The organism is Bdellovibrio sp., from assembly GCF_047637665.1.
Classification (GTDB): domain Bacteria; phylum Bdellovibrionota; class Bdellovibrionia; order Bdellovibrionales; family Bdellovibrionaceae; genus Bdellovibrio.
Map to the genome: position 1 here is coordinate 12,005 of NZ_JBLJBT010000016.1, position 16,230 is coordinate 28,234.

Below are 16,230 nucleotides of genomic sequence, written 5' to 3' on the forward strand. Positions count from 1 at the left end.
ACTAAAAGGTTCCGATAGATAAATGGAACCGCCAAGGTTCTTCGTTGGGTCGAGCATCAAGCTTCCAAGCCCACTCCAGACTCAAAGGCCCCACGGGTGTATTGTAACGTATCCCGAAGCCCGCAGAATCACGATAGTTATCTCTAAATTCCAAACCTTGAATTTGTACAGCTCCGCCATCGTAAAACACCGCTCCTCCCAAGCTTCCGTAAACAGGGAAACGAAGTTCAGATTTGATCAGATACATAGTGGCGTCTGATTTTAAATAGTAAGTTCGATCACTCTCGCTAAGTCCCAAGTCTTGACGGTTCGGGAATACTTCTTGGGTTCCGGCTTCATAACCGCGAATGGTCGATTGGCCTCCCAGGGTGAAGCCTTTTTTATCCCAAGGAACTCCTCCGCGGGTTTTATCGCTTAGATTTTTTAAATAACCACCACGGACTTGATTCGCCCAAACGACGGGCTGCTTTTGTAGCTCTGCCACAGATGTGTAGTGCGTGAAGCTTAAAGTGCTGCGCCAGTATTCAATCGAGTAATCGTTAAGTTCGGTGCTGCCAATGAGAGGGGAGGAGTACTCCGCACTCCAGCGCGTGAAGTTTCCTCGCGTGGGGTTGAAGGGGTTGTCTCGGAAATCAAGATCCAACGTCGGTCCGGTGGTGGCAATGTCTTGGGTCACGGTCGGGTAAGGATATCGATCGTCGATACCGAAGTCTCGAATTGTCGCCAAAGACCAGATGTCCCAGGTGCCCAAAATATGCGACGTAAAATCTTTTTCTAAAGAGTACGTGGTGGAATTCACTTCTGAAACCTGTCGGATGTTATAATCAGTCACCGTTGTTGAACGGGTGATATTGATGCGTCCACGGACTCGGGAGCCGAAGATATATGGCTCTAAGTAACCCGCGACAATGCGGCTTTCGAGGTATTTGATATCGGCGACGTTGTAGTTTCCTTCCAGGCGCAAAGAAGCTCCGCGCCCGGTTCCCCAAAGATTGCGGTAAGCCACGCCAGTGTAGCCTCTTAACGTCAGTGTTCTTTCATTGGTGGCTCCCGCGCCCAGAGTGAAAAGACCGGGTTCTCTTTCGCTGACCTTGACCAGAACAGTCCGGTTGGCGACATTGGTTTTTTCTTCCAAAGTACGAATTTCCACAGAGCTAAAAAAACCAGTGCGTTGCAGGCGGGCGATGGACTCTTCGACCTTGTAAGGAGTCACAAGGTCACCTGCAGAAAATTCCAATTCTTTTTGGATAACGTAGTCTTTCGTGAAGTCATTTCCTTCAAGAATGATGGAGGCCACGCGAACCTGGGGACCTTCAAAAATCTTGAAATTCAACGAAGCCTTCGTGTTTGTCTCATCGTAGGTGACCAGATCCTCTTTCTCATTAAGAAGAAGCATTTCGATATAGCCGCGCTCACGGTAGAACTCTTTGAGGCGAGCGATGGCCTCTTCAATTTGTCCCAAGCGAAGGGCTCCGGCCTGCAGTCGCGTGACTTGAAGCAGTTGTGCGCTTGGGAAGTCTTTATTGCCCGTGAAATCGACAGATTCAATTTGAGTCAAGGGGCCTTCATCAAGGTTGATATAGAGAGTCACCTGATCTTTTTGTTTATTATACTGTGTGCGTGTGGAAAGAAGCTTGGCTTGCAGGTAGCCGTTGTTTTGCAGCTCCAGAATTAAATTCTTAAGGCCAATATCCAAATCTTCTTTGTTGAAATAGCCTTTATCGATCAGTTTAGAGCTGTGCTCTTGGATAAAGTCCACATAATAGCTTTCCTTCTTACTGAAACGCCCACTCACAGAGATCTTTTGAATCTTTATTTGGGGCCCTTCTTCAATTGAGAAAGTGATTTTTCGTTGGAAGGGTTCGCGTCCTTCGCTTTCATCCGTCTTAACTTCAACGCGGGCGTAACCTTTTGCTAGGTAGTAATTGCGAATTTTTTGCGCTAACTCTGAGCCGATGGCGGGATTTCCCGAATAGAAATTATCAAGATCCAAAGCCTCTTCGATATCACGAATTGCCAGGAAACGAACGCCTTGGAAGTCAAAGGTGTACTTTTCTGTTTTATCCAAACGATAGAGGAGGGTGACTTCGGATTCGTCGGTATTGTATTCGGTGGAGGGGCCGGTCAGATCGGCGCGAACATAGCGGTTCTTTTTCAGGAACTCGCGCGATTTTTTTTGAAGTTCGGCCAAGGAACCCTCGGTAAGGGGGTCGTTGACATAAGAACTGAGTTCTTTTGCGAGCTTTTTGTTTAAGTCATTGTTGGCACTTTGAATCAGAATATTTTTGATCTGAGTTTGTTTGTTTTCATTGACCTTGACGGCAATGCCAACGCGATCTTCAGTTTCTGGGGGCATTTCTATGTCGACGACAGTATTGAGAAATCCCTTGTCTTTGTAGGCTTGGCGAATCTTTTCGCCTCCTTCAATCAAGTCTTGTTGGTCAAAAACATCCCCCGCCTTGACGCCCAAAAGATTCTCGACCTCAGAATTCGAAAGATTTTTTACGCCAGAAAACTTCACGCTTGAAATGCGTCGTGTTTTAAGAAATTCCAGACGATAGGGGTTGCTGTTGCCGTCATCAAGAACCCGGATACTTTCGTATTGGGGTTTGAGCTGCAGATAGCGAATGACTTCGTCAACCTGTTCGAGACTCAATTTATCCTTTTCAATCTGCGGAAATCTTTTTAAAAGATCGGTCTGCATTTCGATCGGAAGATTCGAATATTTGAGTGCCTTCTTGGCCCAGGCGGGCGCTGACAGACTGAGTGCTGCCGTCAGCGTGAGCAGAGTTAAAAGAGGTGAAGACGTACGCATTATTTAAACTCCCTCTTAAACTCAAGATCCAAACCGAAAATACTTTGCGAGGCCGGTTGGGTTGTCTGAAGTGTGGTGTTCTCTTCAAGCCCGCGACTTTCAAAGGACCCGATCGCCGTGATATTGCTATTAATGAGGTACTCAAGTTTCAAGTCATAGGACTGCGTGTCTCCCACAGGTCGGCTTCCTGACACTTTCACGCGTTCAGAAAGGCGGCGACTGAGGGTGATTTTGGGGACACTGATATTGCGAGTGGAGTCGTACTGTGATGTCACCTGTAGATTCAGACCTAAAGTGCTTTCCAACTGTTTGCTGATGGGCTTTGCCAAAACCGCGCCCCCAATTTCAACACCCAACTGTTCGGCTTGTTGGCGCGATTGAAGATTTTGATCCATAGTAGAGGACGTCACCCCCAAGGCGATCAAAGAGATGATATCTTGTTCTGGCAGCGGAGGTACGCTGGCCAGACGGATGGTCATGCTTTTGGAAGGACCTTGTGCCAAGAGCGAAATATCGTAGTCGTCAATGCGGGATTGGGCGGTAATATATAAATTTGGATTGATTTCATTGGGGTCATGGAAATCGATCAAACCATTTTGAACCTCAAAAACTTTGTCTTTAAAGATCAATTTCGATTTCTTTTCGATATTGATTTTACCCAAAAGAACAGGATTTTCAGGAGGGCCTTTGACTTGCAGGTTTCCAGTCACAGCTCCATCCAACAAGGAATTGCGTACGACGATGTTACGATCCAAGATCACTTGCAGATCCAGAACGACCGGTACAAAGTGGCCTTCGCGAATGAACTTAGGAAGATAAACACTTTGTTTGATGCCCGCGACGCCCCCGGCATCCTCAGTGAATTCTTTTTCAACTAAGGCGCTGCTCACATGAAAGACGCCAGATAAGGTGAAGGGAAACCAACGGCCCGAAAAAAGTAAATCAGCATTGCCGCTGCTGCGGATCTTATCGGGCACATTGAAGGTCACGCCCTCAAGGCGAAGACGAATGGAAGTGGGGAGATCTTTAATTCCATTAATGAGAATTCCCCCATCGCCCGTCAAAGTTCCTCCCGCAATCTGGCCCCGAATGGAGTTGATAAGAACCTTACTTTGAGAAAAGACCACTTCGCTGGAAAGTCTTTCAATGGGGTGCGGGAACCCTTTGATTTTCACGAAAGCATTGGTGGTGTTTAAAGAGCCGAGGATTTCTGGTTTTCTGACGGTGCCGGAGATATTCGCCGAAAGGCTGACGGGACCCCCAAGATCTTCCAGGAAGGGAGTGAAGATTTGAAGCAGGCGCATGTCGGCCTGTAGATTCACGGCAAGATTGAGTCTTTCCGAAGTAAAGTTTTCCCCAGTGATTTTAAGATTATTGTGAGGTCCTGTGAGGTGGAAGTTCTTAAAGTTCACGACACCATTGTCGCTGGTCACTTCAATGGGGCCCTCGTTGGTAAAACTGAGGGCGCCGCGTTTTAAGGAGACGTTTTCGATTTGAAGTTTTCCGGAAGATTTAAAGAAGTCACCTCGATCTGAACGCAAATCCACAGAGGCGGTGAGTGAAGAGGTGTATTCGCTGGCCAGATTCGCGCCACCAATCAAACCAAGGATGGAAGAATAATTCCAGTTATTGGTTCTCATTTTTACTAGTAAGGGCGCTTTGCCACTTTCGAAAGGAAGTTGGAATTCTCCTTGAACCTTGTCTCCAAAAAGACTGAGTTGGGCGCCGAAGCTATAGCGGGTCAGGTTTAAAATAAAGTTGGAGTTAGGTACTTCCTGCTCTTCAAAAAAGGTATCGGTGATGGCGCCTTTGATTGTGACTCGAGGGGCGGTGACAGGATCTTTGAGTTCGGCTGCGAAATTAAGATTTCCGATGATGTTCGAATTGATTTTGCTGATGAAGTCAGATTCTTCAAGCTTCCAGTTTTTACCATCGGCATAGAGATTCATGATCTGGTCAGAGCCAATGCCCCCTTGAACGATCAAAGTAGAGTTGGCTTTTTGCAGACTGACTTTATCGGCGGTGATGTTGCCATTCTTGGCAGAGACATTGAAATTCAAAAGGTCGAAACTTTCAGCGCCGATAAGAACACCCTTAAACGCCGACTCCAAATTGTAATTCATTTTCCAGAAACTCAAAGGGCCGCTGACCCGCGCCTTGGCGGCTCCCAGTCCTTGAACGTCGAGGGGGAATTTGTAGATGCGGGAAAAGACCAGGGCGATGTCATTCAGATCAGCCGTGGGGGCGCTAAATTCTCCAGCCAGGGTTTCGTGATTCAGGTCCACTTTGAGTTGCCCCAGGTATTGGGTTTTATTCAAAGCTCCAGCGATGTCGTCAAAGAAAAGATTTCCAGAGCGATAGGTTAAAGTTGTAATTAAGTTTCCCAAAGCAAAGTCTTCAAAGATGAAATCTCGCGCATTCAACTTCATGTCGAAGATCGCGGCGTTGGAGTCTCCGGACGTGGAGCCTTCAATGCTTGTTGAACCCTGCAGCTTGAGCTTCGCCAGATTTTTGACATCCTTGAGATCCAGCTTCTTGGTTTTGAAATTGATTTTGAAACCCTTGGAAAAATCAATCACACCATCGCTGCTGCCATTGCTAGAACCTAAAGTCAGGGCGGCCGCATAACTCACAGATTCTGTGCTGACTTGAACTTGACCCCTGGCGCTCATGGCTTCGAGATCCAAGATGGCGGTGCCGTTTTTATTGTTTTCCGATTTTACCCAGATATCCCGTGCCGCCAGGGAGGCGTTGGAGCAAGTGACTTGGAACAGGGGATAAATATGTCCCTCGCAGGGAAGTTCGCCGTTCAGCTCCATTCCCACCGGAATGTTGGCAAGATCCAAGGTGTGAAAAAGCTTTTGTAGATCCAGATTAGGTACGGTGACCTTGGTTTTAAAGTCAAAACTTCCGTTCAGGGTCATTTGTGACTTGGTGACGATGGCTTCTCCTGCGGGGTGAAGAACCTTCATTTCTGACAGAGTGATGACTTTGTTTTTGTACTCTCCCTGAATGCGCGCGTCGCCAAGTTCAAATTTATCGACCATCAAGGCGCGAGTTTTGATGTCGGCATTTCCTTTTAAGTTTTGCAGGCCATCGAAACGGGCCTCCCCATCCATGTTGAGCTCGCCGGAGATTGTAGGAATGCTGATTTCCGGGCGTGCTCTTTTGAGTTCTTTATACAGATCATTCAAATTGATTCGTGCGGAAAGATCCAAAAGCCCCGAAGGTTTGATCATGACTTGGCTGATGCGAGTCAATTCCCCCCGGGCGAGAAGTTCGGACTCATCAAGACGCACTCCCAGTTGGATGATGCGCAAAGATTGACGAGTGAGATAAAGATGGGTGTCAAAAGAACCTTGGAAGTTGCCAAAATTTCCCAGTCCAATGCTGAGCAAGGGGACGCTGGCTTTGGCGGTAATATTTTTACCCATGTTTGTGAGTAAAAGGTCGCCGCTTTTTATTTCAGACTGAAGTTTAAGTTTTTCAGAAGTGACCTTGAGCTGGATATTTTGCAAAAACACTCGCTGCAGGGGAAGCTTTTCTGTTTGGGCGAAAATCAGGTCAATGGGGAGTTCTTTAGGAGGAGTATCCTTTTCGATAAAGGGATCAATATTTATTTCCACTTCCGGAGAATCAACCACGACCGCAGACAGCGTGACTCGGCCACTCAACAGGTGAAAAAAGTCGACGAAGACACGAATGCTGCCAATGCGAATCTCTTTAACAGCGTTACTAAGTTCGCCTTTAGTTTGCAGGCGCAGGCCCTCAAGAGCTAAAGAAGGTTTGAAAAGTTTAAGATGTAAACTTTCCGCCCGAATGCTGACGGGGAGGGATGTGTCCGAGTAGTCTTGGATCTGCTTTAAGGTCCACTTTTCAATTCGAGGTCCAAGAAACATCGAGCCCAAAAGCCAAAGCACCAGAAAGCCGGCCAAAGGAGTGATTAAAATCCAAAAGGCTCTTTTCATTGTCCGCTCCAAATACTTAACAAAGCGGAGGCGGCCCGGTAATGAGGGCGCGCGGCCATCAGGCCTTCGAGAACTTCAATGGCGGTATGTTTTTGTCCTAAGCCCCACAGAGCTTGAGCTCGCAAGTAAGCGGTGGCAAAGAAGGTCTCAGGTTCGTGAGCCAGAAGAACTTCCACTTTTGAAAGTTCGCTAAGGACTTCAACAAATCGACGGCACTTCAAAAGAATCTCCAGGCGAAGCCATAGCAGCGAGGTCGTTTCTTCTTCGCTGTATGACAAGAGCGACAGAGCGGCTTCATAGGCCTCAAGCATAAAGGCAGCAATGGCGAAGTCCATCGCCAATTCTGGGCGTTGCTCAGCATGTTCATGCATGGATTGCACAAGGGCTTGTAGTGCGTTTTCAACTGCGGGATCTTTAGGGGAAAAGTCTTCCGAAGTCTGCGCGCGTGCTTTCGGAGAACGACGCTGAAGAATCTCGAGCGCATAACGTTGTTTGTGCTCGCTCACTTCGCTGCGAATTTCAGAATCGCCGGGATAGAGCTTCTGCAAACGAGAAAGAAGATTTTTCTCTTGTTCATAAAGCTGCTGAGTGCGCAGCGTGATCAGTTGATCCAACAAAAGTCGTTTGTTGTTCAGATAGTCTTTATGAATTTTGTACTTTCGATTACTGCGCCACTCGCCCAGCTCTGTCATGGATTTATTCAAAGACTGCGCACGTGCCGCTTCGGCTTCGGCGTTGTCTTCTTGAATGCCCTCAATCAGTGCCTTTAAAGTTTTGTTATCCAGCTCTTTGCCGACCAGTCCGAGGGCTTCTAAAAAGTAGGGCCAAGGAATGGGAAAGTTTTCGTTGTCGATATAACGAAGAACAAAATGAACAAGTTTGAGAGGATGTTGGGACTGAATAAGAAAGCGGGCAAGAGAGTTTATGTTATCAAGAGTGAAGTGCTCTGGAGAAGACTCCAGACTTTGAATAACACGTTCGCCCACTTCATCGAGATCTTCGACTTCATTGAGTAAATTCTGAATTTCCAACTCAATATACGTGGACAAAAAAAGCCTCCGCGACCTAATCCCTCTTATTTTGCGATAAAATTGAGTGGTTGCGGAGACTTAATACGATGCGTCAACTACTTTTGGCTGACGCGCTCGACGTACTCACCAGACTCAGTGTCAATACGAAGCATATCGCCTTCGTTGATATGCAAAGGAACGTTCACAACAAGTCCTGTTTCCATTGTTGCAGGCTTGGTGGCTCCAGTGACGCGATCCCCTTTGATGCCTGGATCGGATTTTTCTACTTTGAGGTTGACGGCTTTTGGCACGTCACAAGCAACAGCTTTTTCGTTGTAGAACAAAATCACAACTTTAAGGTTCTCAGTGAGGTAGTACTTGGAATCACCCAAGTCATCTTCTGACATCGCGATTTGCTCAAAAGTTTCTTGAGACATGAAATTGTAGCCGCTGTCGTCTTTGTAAAGAAAACTCATTTCTTTGTTTTCGACGTTGGGAACTTCAAATTTCTCACCAGATTTGAAAGTTGATTCCAAGTTCTGGCCAGTCAGCATGTTTTTAAGTTTCGTGCGAGTGAATTGGTTGCCTTTTCCAGGCTTCACGTGTTGGAAATCCACGATCACGTAGGGTTTCCCCTCGATCATGATTTTAAGACCTTTTTTAAAATCCGACGTTTCGTACATTGTTTAAATCCTTCCTGAATACAGGAAGCTATATTCGCTCAAACAAATGTCGGCGGTCAACCTTGGGCTCGGTACTCGTCAATTTTGCGAAGCATCATCTCGAGCACTTCAATCTTCCGTTCGCGGATCAATTGTTCACGAGGTTGAAGAGGGCGCAGGGGAGTGGCTTCGTCAGAATCATTATAGCGAACCTGAAGGGTTTTCATGCGTCTTTGGATCTCAGGATGATCCCCAAACTCCAGGCGGGTGTCCTTTAGTAACGCATGAGCTTTTTCAAGGTCATTGCGTACAATAAAGGCATCAATGAGGGAGAGCATGCGCTCCATGGCCCTACTTGGGGTGGTTGGAAGCGGCTTCACCACAAGAGCCTCTTCCGGTTTGGGCGGCGCCGGAGGTGCCTTGTCGAGATGAACCTCAGGAAGTTTTGTCATCGCAAAAACCTCTTCATCGTATTCATCCGCAGTCAGGGATTCCAATTTCTGAACAGCTTTTTGGGCTGATTTCGAGTTGGGATTTAAAAATAAGACCATTTTGAAGGCTTTGAGAGCATCCTTCGGATTCTTGTTGGCGAGCTGCACCTCGGCCAGAAGCTGATGAGCCAAAATATTTTCTGGAGCCAGAGAAGTCGCTCTCTTCAAGGTTTCCAAGGCTTTTCCGAGATGTCCTAGGTCGCGCATCACCTTGGCGTAAGTAACGAGTCCGCCGACAAATTGCGGATGGCGTTGAACGCCCGCAGTCACTGTTTTTTGCGCCTCAGAAAGCATTCCCATTTCGCGATAAGCCTCTGCCAAAGGAGCAAAAACCTGAGAGTTGGGATCTTTCTCAAGAATCATTTGGTATTTTTCAACGGTGCTGGCGTCAATCTTCATTAAATTCGTATTTCCATTCCGTGAGCCGCTTGGCTCTAGTTTTTGCTCAAAGCGCATGATGGAAATTCTAAAGCAGATTCATTGACTAAGCAATAGGTTCAGCTTCAAATAGGAACGACAGATGGAGTTTTAATGTCCTTGACGATTCTTGGGGTGGACCCCGGTTCCCGCATTACAGGTTTTGGCGTCGTTCGTGTTGAGAACGGGCGGATTGAGCATATCAATCACGGAGTGATTTTGTTGAATGCGGAAGACGCTTTTCCATTGCGGATGAAAGAGCTAGGGTCAGCCTTTCGCGAGGTCATGGAAAAATACAAGCCTCATCAAGTGGTGATCGAAAAGATCTTTCTAGGAAAAAATGCCGACAGCGCTTTTAAGCTGGGCCATGCCCGGGGTGTGGTGATGTACGAAGCAGGGCTTGGCGGTTCGGATGTCTTTGAGTATGCAACACGAGTTGTAAAAAAAGGAGTGACGGGCAGCGGAGGCGCCTCCAAAGAAGATGTGCAGGCTATTTTAAAAGCTGTTTTAAATATCAAAGTGATCAATCGCATTGATGCCTCCGACGCTTTGGCGATGGCTTGTCATCATGCTTTTGAATTGAAGAAGAAATCTATTCTTGAGAGAGCGGTAAGTTTATGATCGGTTATTTGCGTGGAAAAATTATTGAAGTTTTAAGTGATGCCGCATTGCTTGACGTGCAAGGGGTGGGGTATGAAATTCACGCGTCCTCAAATACTCTAGGAGATTTGCAAGCCCTTTTAGGGAAGGACATCATTGTGTGGGTGCACACCCACGTTCGCGAAGATGCTTTACAGCTTTTTGGTTTTCACTCTAAAGAAGAAAAAAATCTGTTTCTATCCTTATTGAAGGTCAATGGTGTGGGCCCGAAAATGGCCTTGAGCATTTTGTCTGGTGGCCGTCCGGCACAAATTCAAGAGATGATCGAAGCCGGTAACGCGAAGGCCTTGTCAGGTCTTCCTAAGGTCGGCAAAAAAACCGCCGAACAGATCATTCTGACTTTGAAGGGGAAATTGGTTTCGATCGAAGAAACAATCAAAGGTCGTTCTGAAGCTCACACACAAATCACTTCCGCTTTGTTGAATTTAGGTTACAAATCTCAATTGGTCGATCAGTTCGTCGCGACGTTGCCGACAGAGATGTCCTTGGAAGAGGGTGTTCGTAAGGGACTGCAAACTCTTTCTGGGAGCTTATCATGAGTCGCATTTTAGAGGGCGATCCGATTGAAGGTGAAAAGAGTTGGGAAAATGAACTGCGTCCGCAAAAGTTCGCGGACTTTCCCGGTCAAGATGATGTGAAAGAAAAACTTAAGGTCTTTGTGGCGGCGGCAAAACACCGCGGTGAACCTTTGGATCATGTCTTGTTGTGTGGCCCTCCTGGATTGGGAAAAACGACTCTTTCGAAGATCATCGCCAATGATATGGGTGCTGAGATCAAAATGACGTCGGCACCCGCCATCGACAAAAAAGGTGACTTGGCGGCGGTTCTCACTTCGCTTAAGCCGAACTCAGTTTTGTTCATTGATGAGATTCATCGCTTGAGCCGTCATGTCGAAGAGTATCTCTATACGGCCATGGAAGATTATTATATCGACATCGTCACGGGTGAGGGGTTGGGGGCGCGTTCGATGAAGTTTCAGTTGGCACCTTTCACTTTGGTGGGAGCCACAACTCGCGCGGGTCTGCTCAATCCTCCATTTCGAGATCGATTTGGAATTGTTGAACGACTTCAGTTTTATGATAAGCATGCTCTTCAGCAGATTTTGATGAGATCCTCTGAAATTCTCAAAGTGAAAATGGACGAAGAGGGGGCGGAAGAAGTGGCTCGCCGTTCGCGGGGAACTCCTCGTGTTGCCAACAGGCTTTTGAAGCGAGTTCGGGATTATGCTCAAGTTAAAGGCAATGGGAACATCAATAAAGAAATCGCCGTTTATGCTCTGAACCAGTTAGGCGTGGATCAATTTGGTCTGGATCTAATGGATCGTCGTATTTTGAGCCTGATCCAAGAAAAGTATAACGGAGGCCCCGTTGGCATTGATACAATAGCTGCGGCCCTCAGTGAAGAGAGAGACACACTGGAAGAGGTCTATGAACCGTTCTTGATTCAAGAGGGCTTCATACAAAAAACTCAGCGAGGACGTGTCATCACTGAGTATGCGAAGAATTCAGTACTAAGTTCGGAGAGATAAATATGGCGTCTAGACAGCCTTTGGTTGTTGAGGTGTTGAGGGGTCCCGTCGTGGAAAGCCTTCATCAGGTAATGGCAGTGGTTGTAAATGAGATTGGCAATGTCACTCATTTTTGGGGGAATCCTCAATTTCTGACTCTGCCAAGAAGTGCGATTAAAATGCTCCAAGCTTTGCCGTTGATAGAATCCGGCGCTGCCGACAAGTATGGTTTGGAAGATAAACACATCGCTTTGGCTTGCGCGTCCCATCGCGGGGAAAAGGATCACCTGCAAGCGCTTCAGCAGTGGGCGGAAAAAGTTCAAATTAAAGAGTCGTCTTATATCTGTGGTCCTCATCTGCCTTTGGATGAAACGAGCTCTCATGAAATGATTCGTCGCGGGCAAAGCCCGACGGTTTTTTGTAATAACTGTGCCGGAAAACATTCAGCACTGATCACAACTTGTTTGCATCTGGGAGAAGACCCTGCCGGTTATGAAAAGTACGAACACAACGCTCAAAAACGACTGCGTAAAATTCTGACCGAGACGATGAGGGTCGACCACTCAAAGGTTGCTGCGGGCATTGATGGCTGTGGCATTCCCACTTACGCCGTTCCTTTGCAAGCAATGGCCACAGGGATGTCGACCTTTATTAATCCGAAAGAGACGCCCGCGCGGAAAGCCGCTTGCGAGCGTATTTTGCGAGCGGTAAAGGCCTTTCCGTTTTATGTGTCTGGCAGTGACAATTTCACCACAGCTGTGATTGAAAAGTCACAGGGACGCGCCATCGTCAAGGGTGGGGCCGAGGGGGTTTTTTGTGGAGTCTTGCCAGAAAAAAGAGTCGCCTTCGCAATCAAGGCCTCTGACGGAGCCGGGCGTGCGGCTCAGGTGGCCGCAGCTTCGTTATTACTCCAACTCGGTGGGCTTAATGAGGCAGAGTTTAAAGCGCTCGCGAAATACACGATGCCGTCAGTAACCAACTGGCGCGGAGACGTGGTCGGGCAGATGCGCATTGCGAAGGGGACTTAGTTGGAGTAAAGTCTAACTAAGTATGTTCTTACAGAAAACCATTCGTAAAAAAACTGTTGTCGATGGAATTGGGATTCACTCCGGGGATCCCTGCACTCTTACTTTTAGACCCGCGCCCCCTGACAGTGGTGTCTACTTCATTCGCACTGATTTGCCGGGGACTCCTTCTTTGAAGGTTTCTGCTAAGAACGTTCAAGCTACTTCACATCAAACGACCATCGGTGGTGGGGCATTTTCAGTAGCGACCATCGAACACTGTCTGTCAGCTTTGTCGGCTTTGCGTATAGATAATCTCTTTATCGAACTGAATGGACCTGAAATTCCCATTGGCGACGGCAGTGCCCGTGATTTTCTAAATGCCTTGTTGGCCGTGGGTATTGTTGAACAAGATCAGCCGCGAAAGTATTGTTACATCACAGAGCCGATCTATTTCAGTGAAGGCGAAAAACACGCCTATGTGGTTCCTTATCACGGCTTACGCCTCACGGTGACCATTGATTTTCCTCACTCTCGAATTGGCAAGCAGACGATTGATATCGACATCAACGAACAATCTTTCGGGCGTGATGTCGCCGGAGCGAGAACTTTTGGCTTTCTCAAAGACGTAGAAGCCTTAAAAGCACGCGGCCTTGCAAAAGGTGGCAGCCTAGAGAACTGCATCGTTCTTGATGGCGATAATGTCGTTAATCCTGAAGGGTTGCGCTGGGCCGACGAATTCGTTCGTCACAAGGCTTTGGACGCCTTAGGCGACCTCGTCACTTTAGAAATGCCACTGATGGGACACGTTGTTCTTTATAAAGCCGGTCACGATATTATGAATAAACTCGTCCGAAAAATCTGGGACTCTCCGACCAGTTACCGCCACGTCGAACTTGGCGCCGACGTTTCTGAAGAAGTTCAGCGTTATACAGGCTGGACCGTTCCCGTCTAAACTAACGCTGCGACTTTAAGTACCCCACGATGTCGATGTCGGGAGGAGTTTCAAGGCCCACTCCTGGCAGCGGTCCCGTGAGTTCTTCCAGGGACAAGTCCATGCGTACGTCATAACGGCGTTCAGGTTGATAGCGAAGCCACTTTTCTTGTTCATACCAGGCGCGTTTGTTTTGATCATCCGTACATGCCGCGATCTCTTGTTCGATGCGAGCTCCCCAGCGGTTTTCTATGCAGTGGTAAGGATCAAAGCTCATCGCAAACAATCTTTGGCGTGCGGCCTCAAGATTCATTTTTACGGTCAGACCATTTGTGGTGGTGTAAGAAAACTGACAGGCCTGAGCTTTTTGAGCGTAGATCGAAAATAGATCCGCCGCCAAGTTGCCACCGTTATAGCGAAGGGCAGGGTCTCTTTTTTTGTAGCGTTCAATATTGGACTTTGTTTGGGCCAGTAGATCTATGAAGGCCACCTTCAGACGGGCGTCTCGTGAAGGCGTGGCATAGGCCTCCCATTCGCCATCGGTGCCGTAGATATTTAAAGGCAGTCTTGCAGGATGAGGTTTTAAATAAATTCCAGATGTTCGAGCGGCCTCCACGGCGTCGACGCGGTCTTTAAGGCTCACGCAGATATCATCCGTTAATTGGGCCATGTCGTTCAGGGGATCAATATGCACTTCGCCTTGCATAAGGCTTAAGCGAACATAGTCATAGAAGTTGGTCTGCTGCCCTTGAACGGTAAACTTTCCCTTACTCCACGAACCCATCGGGTCTGGTTGAGTGCCATAGAACTGTTCGACTCCATATTGGGAGAGTTGGGAGTTTGTCGCAGCAATGATTTTTCCTCCGGCGTAGGAACCAGAAGAATCCAATTTCGCTTCAATCAAAGCCAAAGGACGGAAGTTTTTAAATCCAGCTCCTTGCGCGGGATTGCTGCGCACGAACTTGGGAGTGAACATTCCCATCGTCAAAGAATTGTCAGGGTGAGCGTCGATATAAAATATTCTTCCATCATCGGCGACTTTGTAGATGACCGCAACATGACCATTGGGATCATAGATCACGGTTCCGGGGCGAATGGCCGTGCGATTGATTTTGACGGGATAGAAGTCAGAAAATAGCTCCTGATCAAGATTTCCCATCATTCGGAACGAAGCTGAAAACGTCAGTCCGGGAACAACATCGTTAAGGACTTCCAGCGCATTGGGATACGTGTTTTTGAAAACACCTTTTTTGACGAAAACATCATAGCGTTTGGTGACATAGTTTCCTAAAGGCGAGTAGCGCACGTCTTTGACATTTTTGGGGTCTTCGCCGGGGCTCAGGTTGGGTTTCACCTCGCTAATGACAGAAAAAGGCAGACCATTTTTCCAGGCGAAGTATCCGCGAAGATAATAAGGAAGATCCGCGCAGTCGGCAAAGTACTTGAGGCCCCGTGGATCTGAAGTGTAATAGGGATTGGCGGTGCTTTGGAGGCAGGTATCAACCTTACCGCACTCCCGGCGCTCGACGGCCTCTCCTAAGCGAGAGACGAACTCTCCAAACTGTTTCTCATGAAGCTCGGTCCAAGATGGCTGGGTGATCCGCCATTGTGTTGCGGGCGTCGATTGGGCGTAAGAACTCAAACCGCCGCACATTAAGAATAGAAATGCTCCAATAAATAGCTTCATGTCGATCTCCGGAAGTACCAGTAAAAAAAGGAGTAAAGCAATTTCTTAGCCAGAAATTAAAAAATGGAAATATCGTAGTTTGGACCTGAGGTCGCTCTTCTAGGCGTTCGGTGTAATTTGTGCAGAATCGCTGTTCATGATTTTGACGATCTCTTTTGGGAGACTCGCCGGATCTCTGGCAGGCCTTTTTTCGGCTCTTTGGCGCGCTTGTTTAGAATATAGACATGGGCAACAGGGCGGGTCTATCATGTAAGTGGGCGAATTTACATGCATTTTATCGACTCACAAGGGGGTCGGTTCTTGCAGCAGAAGCATACGTACAAAGGAGAGAGTATGAAAAAGACATTTTTGGTAGTGATGGTAATGGCTAGTTCTGCTTTTGCTGGGAATGGGCAAGTGGGTTCTGTTGGACCCATGAGATCTGCAAGTTTGATCTCCTATGATCAGGGTGCCGCCACGATTCGAATTGTTGGTGAAGACGGCCAACTGTTAAAAAAGATTTTAGAGGACAGCCAAATTGAGATCAAAGAGGATGCTGCCGACACCAGCACGATTCGAAAAATCATTTGCGACTCATCGGGCTGCAGTCTCACGGTGAACGGAGATGTTCAAACCGCCGAAAACGTCGAGGAGTACTACTCGGATGATTATAACAAAAAATTGAAGTCTCTGAAGAACAATGAAGTTTTGCTTTCTGCCCCGATGATGGGTACGGAGCCTGGTGATCGTAATAACAACGACGGTCTCATGATTCGAGCCCTTCAATTAAGTCGTTTTGAGTCCCGGAACATTCAATTGCAGGTCGAGAAAAATGCGACTCCCGGTGCCGATCAGTGGTTGGTTCCTGTTTTAAAGATCTCACTCAGAATGAAGTCTTTTACTTTGCAGTGCTCTAGCGGAATAAATATCGCGACAGGTGTAAAGAACAGTCTTCATGAGAGCTGCTACCTTGAGACGGTCTTAGGAAAGGCCATTTCTTTCGCAAAATAAAGACAAAGACCCATTTAAAACTCATCCCAAGGCCGTTCCGTAAGGTACGGCCTTATTTTTGATAGCAACAGAGCGTTAATCCCGC

The 16,230-nt window shown here is 47.4% G+C and carries 12 protein-coding genes; 6 read left to right on the plus strand and 6 right to left on the minus strand.

Features of this window, described 5'->3' with window-relative positions; all coding sequences use genetic code 11:
- Position 1: 1 nt before the first annotated feature.
- The 5 genes from ACM64D_RS04065 to ACM64D_RS04085 all read right to left on the minus strand — a co-directional run bounded on the left by ACM64D_RS04065 (position 2) and on the right by ACM64D_RS04085 (position 9,402).
- A complete protein-coding gene (locus ACM64D_RS04065) occupies positions 2-2,815 on the minus strand; it encodes a POTRA domain-containing protein (protein WP_415061904.1) in 2,814 nt (937 codons plus the stop codon).
- Positions 2,815-6,783 (minus strand): translocation/assembly module TamB domain-containing protein, encoded by a 3,969-nt coding sequence (locus ACM64D_RS04070; RefSeq protein WP_415061905.1) that lies wholly within the window; start codon positions 6,781-6,783, stop codon positions 2,815-2,817. The genes ACM64D_RS04065 and ACM64D_RS04070 overlap by 1 nt, the downstream gene beginning before the upstream one ends.
- Positions 6,780-7,832, minus strand: coding sequence for a hypothetical protein (locus tag ACM64D_RS04075; RefSeq protein ID WP_415061906.1), 1,053 nt, complete (start codon positions 7,830-7,832; stop codon positions 6,780-6,782). Before ACM64D_RS04075 ends, ACM64D_RS04070 begins: the two co-directional genes overlap by 4 nt.
- 77 nt (positions 7,833-7,909) lie before the next feature.
- The gene (efp, locus tag ACM64D_RS04080; protein ID WP_415061907.1) at positions 7,910-8,476 is read right to left on the minus strand and encodes an elongation factor P; all 567 of its coding nucleotides are present in this window, start codon (positions 8,474-8,476) and stop codon (positions 7,910-7,912) included.
- A gap of 56 nt (positions 8,477-8,532) precedes the next feature.
- A complete protein-coding gene (locus ACM64D_RS04085) occupies positions 8,533-9,402 on the minus strand; it encodes a tetratricopeptide repeat protein (RefSeq protein WP_415061908.1) in 870 nt (289 codons plus the stop codon).
- A gap of 75 nt (positions 9,403-9,477) precedes the next feature.
- Here ACM64D_RS04085 and ruvC point away from each other — a divergent pair, with 75 nt between their 5' ends.
- The 5 genes from ruvC to lpxC are packed head-to-tail and all read left to right on the plus strand — an operon-like array spanning position 9,478 to position 13,489.
- Positions 9,478-9,984: a crossover junction endodeoxyribonuclease RuvC gene (gene ruvC, locus ACM64D_RS04090; RefSeq protein WP_415061909.1), complete on the plus strand. Its 507-nt coding sequence runs from the start codon at positions 9,478-9,480 to the stop codon at positions 9,982-9,984.
- Positions 9,981-10,562 carry a Holliday junction branch migration protein RuvA gene (gene ruvA / locus ACM64D_RS04095; RefSeq protein ID WP_415061910.1) on the plus strand — a complete coding sequence of 194 codons (582 nt, stop codon included), beginning with the start codon at positions 9,981-9,983 and terminating at the stop codon, positions 10,560-10,562. Before ruvC ends, ruvA begins: the two co-directional genes overlap by 4 nt.
- Positions 10,559-11,551, plus strand: coding sequence for a Holliday junction branch migration DNA helicase RuvB (gene ruvB / locus ACM64D_RS04100; RefSeq protein WP_415061911.1), 993 nt, complete (start codon positions 10,559-10,561; stop codon positions 11,549-11,551). The genes ruvA and ruvB overlap by 4 nt, the downstream gene beginning before the upstream one ends.
- Positions 11,552-11,553: 2 nt before the next feature.
- Positions 11,554-12,558: an asparaginase gene (locus ACM64D_RS04105; protein ID WP_415061912.1), complete on the plus strand. Its 1,005-nt coding sequence runs from the start codon at positions 11,554-11,556 to the stop codon at positions 12,556-12,558.
- 22 nt (positions 12,559-12,580) lie between these two features.
- Positions 12,581-13,489: a UDP-3-O-acyl-N-acetylglucosamine deacetylase gene (lpxC, locus tag ACM64D_RS04110; RefSeq protein ID WP_415061913.1), complete on the plus strand. Its 909-nt coding sequence runs from the start codon at positions 12,581-12,583 to the stop codon at positions 13,487-13,489.
- A gap of 1 nt (position 13,490) precedes the next feature.
- On the opposite strand, the gene ACM64D_RS04115 is transcribed toward lpxC, so the two are convergent.
- A complete protein-coding gene (locus ACM64D_RS04115; protein ID WP_415061914.1) occupies positions 13,491-15,155 on the minus strand; it encodes a hypothetical protein in 1,665 nt (554 codons plus the stop codon).
- A 333-nt stretch (positions 15,156-15,488) separates the two neighbouring features.
- Between ACM64D_RS04115 and ACM64D_RS04120 the strand changes: the two genes are divergently transcribed.
- Positions 15,489-16,145, plus strand: a complete 657-nt coding sequence (locus ACM64D_RS04120) for a hypothetical protein (RefSeq protein WP_415061915.1) — start codon at positions 15,489-15,491, stop codon at positions 16,143-16,145.
- The last annotated feature ends 85 nt before the right edge of the window (positions 16,146-16,230 follow it).